Genomic DNA, 7,751 nt, shown 5'->3' with positions numbered 1-7,751 from the left:
ATACAGCATCTACTTAAATAAAAGCGTGCTTGGATACCATTCAGTTTGTGAGAATAGAAAGTCAGGGCTTTATCTACGGAGCAGTATTAAATACTAGACGCGAAGGCAAGCTCACTGACTTCGATGTGATAAATGATAGCTAATCATTTATCAATGAGAGATACAAGACGCGCAGCTTGCTGGCGTTTAAAAGCACCGCTTTTACATTTAGTTGGATGCATTAGTAAACAAGTAACTTAATCACCACCGAGGAGTGAAGGAGAAAACAAGGAGCAGTGACTAACATTACTCGTGTTTTCTTTGTGTAACGCACAGCGCCTCGATGGTGAAATATCATATAGCTTAAAAAAGTGGACTTTGTCTGCTCATTTACTCCTCTTTTTCTTCTCTTTGTGCATTCATATTTTAAGGGCTGTTATTCACAAAGAGGTTTAGAGGCGCTGCGCTTTTAGAGGACAGCTTGGAAGTTAAAATAATAAAGAACTAAAAGTAAAAGCGAGGTATAAAACCTCGCTTACTATATTCAAAAGCCCTATTTGATCGGTGCTATTTAAGCCGCGATTAAATAGGACTCTTGTCCTGAATGCTTGTTGTTGCGTTTAAATGAACCTTTGCCTTTTTTAGCTTTAACCACTTGTGGTTTAAATAATCTAGAGGTGACCATTGCCGCTAGTGCATTGTGGTTTATAACGCCTCGGCCGGTGTCTACCGCGCTGGTATTTGCGGTTTTTGTTTTAGATTTTTTAGTCATATATTTCCTATAAACTAATGGTTATTTTAAGTTAAATAATAAAGAGGCTTTTATATTGGCCTATTTTAAGAGATGGAGATTGTAGGCTTAATTTTCAACCGCGCAAGTATTTTTAACATCCATTTGGTAGTTTTTTAATAATAAAAAAGCATAAAAAAGCGCAGTTAATAACTGCGCTTAATATTACTTTAGTTTGCTTGATAAATTAAAAACTAAAGCTTACTTTTGCGTAGTACGTTCTGCCGTCAAAGCCGTATGGCAATGCGCGTACTGGATATTTAAATGCGCCGTTGGTGATAAAATTAAGTACTTCGTCATCACCTAATTCATCTGGTGTTTCGTCAAATACATTATCGGCACCCACCGAAAGCGCAAACATGTCGTTAATTTGGTAGCTAACATTTAAATCAACTAACACAGCAGATTCAACCGTACTTGTTGGTTTAAATGACCCCGTAGGCGAAAGCTCACCAGGTAATGAAATATGGTCGTTACCAAAGTATTTTACGTCTGTTTCGCCAAAGTAGTTAAAGCGAATGGTTGATGTGTAGGCATCGCGTTCGTAGTCAAACGTAAGCGTTGCACGTTCGCTCGGTTGTCCGTCGGTAAAAAAGCTGCGTTGTAAATCATCAAAAGCAACCGCTTCAGGAATACCGTCTTCTGCGTTTACGCTGTCAATTTTAGTATCGTTTAGGTTACCTGCAAAGGTTACTCCTAAATTACCGCCTTCAACTTCAGTGCGGTACGATGCAATAATATCAACACCTTGCGTAGTAGAATCAACCGAGTTTGAGAAGTAGTTAGCTTGCACTGCACCAGTTGCTTGTAGCGCTGCAACCGCTTCTGAGCTAAACGATACATCGTCAGCCGAAAGTAAGCTGCCAAGTGTAATACGGTCTTCAATTTCTACACGGTAAAAATCAACCGTTAACGAAAGCTCGCTTGTTACATCGTAAACAAAACCAGCACTGTAGTTTGTTGATGTTTCAAGCTCTAAGCTATCTACGCCTAACGCACTTGGGAAAGCGGTCCCTGTGTTTGCCGTGAACGACTGCGTTAATGTGCCGTCTGAGCCTAAGTTAGTTGTAAAGGCTGTATAACCACTTTGTTGAAGTGATGGCGCTCTAAAACCAGTAGACAGTGCACCACGTACTGCAAAGTCATCTGAAAATTCATAACGTGTTGCTAATTTACCAATTAAATCATCCCCAGCATCTGAGAAATCTTCATAGCGTAGTGCACCACTTACGTTCCATGCGTCGGTGATCATAGTTTCTACGTCTACATAAACTGCGTAGCTGTTACGGTCGCTATCGTTAGCCGCTTCAGGGCGAAGGCCGTTATAAGCTTGAAAACCACACTGTGCAAATTGATCCGGATCGTTTACTGATGGGTACGAGGTATCCATATTTGCTAACCCACACGCGTATGATGCTTCATCGCCAGGCACTATTTCGTAGTTTTCTTTACGGTATTCGGCGCCTACTGTTACATATAAAGGCTCACTACGGCCAATATCTACAATACCGTTTACATCAAGGTTAACCGTTGTTTGATCGAATCTAAAACCACCTGAGTAACCGCCAGTAGGCCCTGAGTTTGCTGCAATGTCGGCATCGCTTGCATCTGGGTTATTAAATAAATACTCAGCCGCGTAAGAAGCATTTAATGTATTGCGTGATGTAAAATCGTATTGGTTTTCACCATAAACAGCCGATACATCGTAAGTCCAATCTGTGTTTATATCGCCTTTAAAACCAAGCGCTACTGAAATATCTTGTGCTTCGTTATATATGCGCGGTAAAAAACCATCACTATATACTTGGGTTACGTTTTTAGAGGCTTCGTTAAAATTACGGTAAAAACCATTACCCAGCGCCGTGCGCTCAGAGTAGCCACCAAACGAGTAAAGCTCGCCGTCGCCCATTGGTAATGCCATGTTGTAAAATAACGACGTAAATTCACTTTCTGAGTTACCTTGGCCCCAGCGTACATCTTCACTTAGCGTACCTGGTTCAACATTAAGCGAACCCCCCGTATCGCGCTCTGCACGGTTAGTGCCGTCGGCATCACGGTACTCAAGCGATAGGTTAATAAAGCCGCCTTCGTTACCTAATTCAAAACCACGGTTTAAACCTGCTGAAATAGTGTCGCCGTCACCTTCACTTGTGCCGCCGTATTGTACAAAACCCGTTGTAATACCGGTTGAGTTATTAAGAGATAAGTTAATAACACCTGCAATAGCATCAGAGCCATACTGCGCTGCAGCGCCGTCGCGTAATACTTCAACGCCTTTAAGTGCTGTTAGCGGAATGGCATTCATATCAGTACCCGCAGCGCCTGCGCCTACTGTACCGTTAAGGCCAAAAATTGATTGGTTATGACGACGTTTACCATTTACTAATACAAGGGTTTGATCTGGTTGTAAGCCACGAAGTGTTGCAGGTCTAAATAAATCAGAACCGTCTGATACTTGTGTACGCGAAAAGTTAAATGAAGGCGCTGTCGCTTGAAGGCTTTGGCCTAATTCGGTAAAACCACCTTTAGTTAAATCATCCGCGTCAATTAAATCAATAGGAGAAGAAGACTCTGTAGAGGTACGGTTAGATACACGCGATCCTAATACAGATATTTGCTCTATGTTTTTAGCAGCTTGCACTGGTGCTTCTTCAGCGTTAACAATGCTTGGTGCGCTAAACGCGAAAGCAACGGCTACAGCAAGTGTGTTTAAACGGTATGTTGACATAGTGACGACCCTGTTTTTTGTATTCTTAATAATATGTGTGTGGTTATGATGCTCACAACCTGTTGCAAACATCCTAGCAACATATGCAAACAAAAAGAAATGAAAAAAACTAAATATTTGGTCTAAGTATGCAAATAAACTTCAAGATAAGAAAAAACCACATCAAATTGGTTAAAATACGTGCTAAGAAGGGATTAAACATCAAAAAACAGAATGTTTAACACTTTATTTACAATGTGGTTTTGTTCGTTATTTTACACTTTTAAAGGTAATAGGCAGCGAATGGTCGTACCTGTGCCTAATATACTGTTAACTTCTACTTTTCCACCGTGATCGCTCACCATAGCGTATACAAGTGTCATACCCATACCGGTGCCTTTTCCGACTTCTTTTGTTGTGTAAAAAGGGTCAAACATATGCGCTATTGTGTCTTCATTCATGCCACAACCGTTATCTTTTATTTCAATACAAATATTTGTGTTGAGTTCAAAAATATTGACTTCAATAATGCAGCCTTTTTCTAAGTCTAACTCGCAAGCTTGCCAAGCATTCATTAAAAGATTTACAAAAATCTGATTAATTGACGATAAATTGCACCAAATGAGTGGTAGGGGTTCAAACCGCGTTTTTATTTCGCATAATTTAAGTTTGCTACTTAATAATCTTAAAGCATTATTAGCACCCGTTGTTACGTCGGCTAATTGTTTATCTTGAGAAGAGGTGGGGTGGGCAAAGTTTAATAAGTCATGCACTATTTGTTTTATTCGTTTAAGTCCTTCAACGCTGTCGTTAATTTGCCCCTGCAAATTGTTATAAATCCACGCGTACGGATACTGTAAATTGAGTATGTCGATTTCGTGTTTAAAACGGCTCTCTTTAATTTCGTTATTTAAATATTGTTCGTTAAGTTTCAGCAGCGCTACCAGTAAAGGGCTTGCGTTTTGTAGGCTCTCTACGTTACTCATTGCATAGGCAAGTGGGGTATTTATTTCGTGGGCAACGCCTGCGCTCAGTGTACCTAAGGTTGCCATTTTTTCTGTTTGCACAAACAGCATTTGTTGGTGTTCTAAGTCGGCTACTTTTTTTTGTAGTTCATTATTTATGGCAACTAAAACGCTACTTTTATCTTTGAGTAATTGCTCTGCAGCTAAGCGCAGCTTTTGTTCGTTTAAAAAAGCACGTTCAAAATTACCATCTGATCCATTCATTCCTTTCATCCATATAGATAACTTTATACTTAACGTTTAGTCGTCTGTATGCAAATTTGCAACTTTAGTGCAGCCAAGTCCTAATTTTATGCATGAGTAATTATCCACTTATTGCTAATAACTCCATTATATAAATACCACTTAATATAAAAGGTAGTCACAAACACACCATAGAATATTTTTTTAAGCTATTATTTAACCAGAAGTAATTTAAAGGCGACTCAATGACTCAAGTAACACCAAGCACACCAATAAATCAGGTTGATGTACTTTGCATTGATGATGATGAAATAGTACTACGTACGTTAACACGACTACTTGAAGTAAATGGCTTAACGGTTATTGTTTGCGATAATCCGCAAAACGCATTAACACTTTTTAAAAATCATGAGTTTGGTTTAATTATTAGCGATATGCGTATGCCGGTAATGAACGGTGCCGAGTTTTTAGAAAAAGCGCGTGCGCTGGCACCCGACACCCAACGCATTTTATTAACCGGTTACGCCGACATACAAACCACCTTAGCGGCTGTTAATCAGGGCCAAATAAATGGTTATATTCAAAAGCCTTGGCAAAACGATTTATTACTTCGTAGCATTAGAGATAGCCTAGAAAAATTTGCACTAAAAAAACAAAATCAAAAATTAGAGGCACAAGTTAAAGCGCAAAACCAAGAGTTGCTAGAGCTTAATAATTCGCTTGAACAACGGGTAGAAAAACGCACCTTACAAATCAAACAGGTTTTAAAAAAGCTTGAAGACGCCAACGAGCGCGAAAAACAAGAGCATAAATCGACCGTAGAGCTGCTATATAATTTTGTTAACGCAAACCCTTACCTAGATGGCAACAAAGCACAAAATATTGCTAATACCTGCACACAAATAGCACTTTACTTAAACTTGTCGCAAAAAAGCATTGATCTTGCCCCTATGGCTGGTTACTTGGCGCAAATAGGCTTGCTTGCTATGGATCCTGATCTTTATAAAAAACCAGTTAACCGCTTAAACGAGCAACAACGCAAAACCTTTTATACTCACCCAAGTACTGCACAATTAATGTTAATGCCAGCAATACATTTACATGACTTGTCGGATGCTATTTATTATCAGTTTGAGCGCTTTAACGGAAACGGAATGCCCAAAGGCCTTGCCGGAAACGACATACCAATAGGCGCTATGGTGCTAGGTTTAGCGCGCGACTATTGGGATGCGTTTGAGCAGAGCAATGCAAGTGATGAAAAGCAGCGCCACGATGACGCACTCGAAAGTGTAAAACTTTATAGTGGATCGTTTTATCATCCTAAAATTGTACGTGCACTTGAAGCAAGCCATGCAAAACTACACGAACAAAAAAGTTCAGCAGGATCAGTGCTAATTTGTAACGCCCATGAACTCAAAGATCAAATGGTACTAGGCCATGCTCTACACAGCCATACGGGCATAATGTTGCTGCCCAAAGGTCATGTATTTGGCAGTAAATCGATAGAAAAACTCCAACAGCTAGAATCGAAAAAACCAACTCCGTTCAGAATAATGGTGAAAACTGCTAAATGATTGATCTAAACCGCAGTTTTTTTCGTTACAATGTGCATAAAATAGATTATTGAATTTGCTTGAAGGAGCACTCTGTGTCGCGATTTTCTGCGGTTACTGACAACCCCCATGATGGGCGTTTTAACCAAAAAACGGGAATACTGCTAACTAACCTAGGCAGCCCTGATGCACCAACAGCGGCTGCGCTTCGTACATATTTACGCGAATTTTTATCAGATCCACGCATTGTAGAAATACCACGCTTAGTATGGATGATAATTTTACATGGCATTATTTTACGCGTACGCCCTAAACGTTCGGCTAAATTATACGAGAGTATATGGACCGAAAACGGCTCACCACTGACCCACATTACTCGCCAGCAAAGTGTAAAGTTAAATACCTTATTAAAAGAGCAAGGTTATACCAATACTGAAGTCGTAATGGCAATGCGTTATGGCAACCCTTCAATAGAGGCAGGCCTTGAAGAGCTTCGTGATAAAGGCTTAACGCGTATAATTATTTTACCAATGTACCCGCAATATTCTAGCCCAACTACGGGTTCTACGTTTGATGCTGTATCGAGCGTACTGCGTAAATGGCGCTGGGTGCCAGAGCTGCATTTTATTAATGGCTATCATAAAAACACCCGTTATATTGAGTCGCTTGCTAATAGTATTAGTGAGGATTTAGAAGCGAATGGTATGCCACAAAAAATTGTTTTTTCGTATCACGGTATGCCTAAATTGTTTTTAGATCGCGGCGATCCGTACCATTGCCTATGTTTACAAACCACGCGTTTAGTTGTCGAAAAACTAGGCCTTGATAAAGACAAAGTAATTAGTACTTTTCAAAGTCGATTTGGTAAAGCAGAGTGGTTAAAGCCTTATACCGACGCAACTCTTGCAGCCTTACCTGATGAAGGTATTACCGATGTAGCTATTATAAGTCCTGCTTTTAGCGCCGACTGCCTAGAAACACTTGAAGAGCTAGAAGGTGAAAACCGTGAAATATTCGAAAACGCAGGCGGCGAAAAATACCGTTACATAGCGGCACTAAACGACAGAGACGACCATATAGAAGCTGTGTTTGATGTTATAAAACCTATGTTGTAACCCAAGCTTACTAAAGCTAAATATATTACGCATTAAGCGGTGTTAAAATTAACACCGCTTTTTTGTTTTTAATGCTTTTAAAATATTTAGTTAATTAATTCACAAAGAGGTTAAGAGGCGCAGCGCTTTTAGAGTGGGTGATAAAACATAAAAATACTGGTTTTGGCTTTTCTCATTTACTTCTCTTTTACTTCTCATTGTGCAAATAAAAGCTTTTAAAGGGCTAATTATTCACAAAGAGGTTAAGAGGCGCTGCGCTTTTAGAGTAGTGATAAAACATAAAAACACTGGTTTTGGCTTTTCTCATTTACCCCATTTTTACTTCTCATTGTGCAAATAAAAGCTTTTAAAGAGCTAATTATTCACAAAGAGGTTAAGAGGCGCTGCGCTTTTAGAGTA

General features: G+C 39.6%; 5 protein-coding genes. 2 read left to right on the top strand and 3 right to left on the bottom strand.

Going from position 1 to position 7,751, the window contains the following annotated elements; all coding sequences use genetic code 11:
* Positions 1 to 550 precede the first annotated feature (550 nt).
* From L652_RS0116975 to L652_RS0116965, 3 genes are all read right to left on the bottom strand, one after another.
* Positions 551 to 751 carry a ribosome alternative rescue factor ArfA gene (locus L652_RS0116975; RefSeq protein ID WP_024597457.1) on the bottom strand — a complete coding sequence of 67 codons (201 nt, stop codon included), beginning with the start codon at positions 749 to 751 and terminating at the stop codon, positions 551 to 553.
* Positions 752 to 956: 205 nt separating this feature from the next.
* Positions 957 to 3,497: a TonB-dependent receptor gene (locus tag L652_RS0116970; protein ID WP_024597458.1), complete on the bottom strand. Its 2,541-nt coding sequence runs from the start codon at positions 3,495 to 3,497 to the stop codon at positions 957 to 959.
* Between the two features lie 254 nt (positions 3,498 to 3,751).
* The gene (locus L652_RS0116965; RefSeq protein ID WP_024597459.1) at positions 3,752 to 4,705 is read right to left on the bottom strand and encodes a HAMP domain-containing sensor histidine kinase; all 954 of its coding nucleotides are present in this window, start codon (positions 4,703 to 4,705) and stop codon (positions 3,752 to 3,754) included.
* 224 nt (positions 4,706 to 4,929) lie between these two features.
* On the opposite strand from L652_RS0116965, the gene L652_RS0116960 reads away from it, so the two are divergent.
* Together L652_RS0116960 and hemH are read left to right on the top strand one after the other, a co-directional pair.
* Complete coding sequence (locus tag L652_RS0116960) at positions 4,930 to 6,258, top strand: HD domain-containing phosphohydrolase (protein WP_024597460.1); 1,329 nt, start codon at positions 4,930 to 4,932, stop codon at positions 6,256 to 6,258.
* Positions 6,259 to 6,332: 74 nt separating this feature from the next.
* On the top strand, positions 6,333 to 7,352 hold the full coding sequence (gene hemH / locus L652_RS0116955) for a ferrochelatase (protein ID WP_024597461.1): 1,020 nt from the start codon (positions 6,333 to 6,335) through the stop codon (positions 7,350 to 7,352).
* Positions 7,353 to 7,751 lie beyond the last annotated feature (399 nt).

The sequence above is a fragment of the Pseudoalteromonas sp. TB25 genome, from assembly GCF_000497995.1.
GTDB lineage: Bacteria > Pseudomonadota > Gammaproteobacteria > Enterobacterales > Alteromonadaceae > Pseudoalteromonas > Pseudoalteromonas distincta.
This window is presented reverse-complemented; position numbering and strand designations above follow the sequence as displayed.

Bases quoted from the DNA above. Each gene is read 5' to 3' on its own strand.
- L652_RS0116970 (WP_024597458.1), bottom strand. From the start codon at position 3,497: ATGTCAACATACCGTTTAAACACACTTGCTGTAGCCGTTGCTTTCGCG.
- L652_RS0116975 (WP_024597457.1), bottom strand. From the start codon at position 751: ATGACTAAAAAATCTAAAACAAAAACCGCAAATACCAGCGCGGTAGAC.
- L652_RS0116960 (WP_024597460.1), top strand. From the start codon at position 4,930: ATGACTCAAGTAACACCAAGCACACCAATAAATCAGGTTGATGTACTT.
- L652_RS0116965 (WP_024597459.1), bottom strand. From the start codon at position 4,705: ATGAATGGATCAGATGGTAATTTTGAACGTGCTTTTTTAAACGAACAA.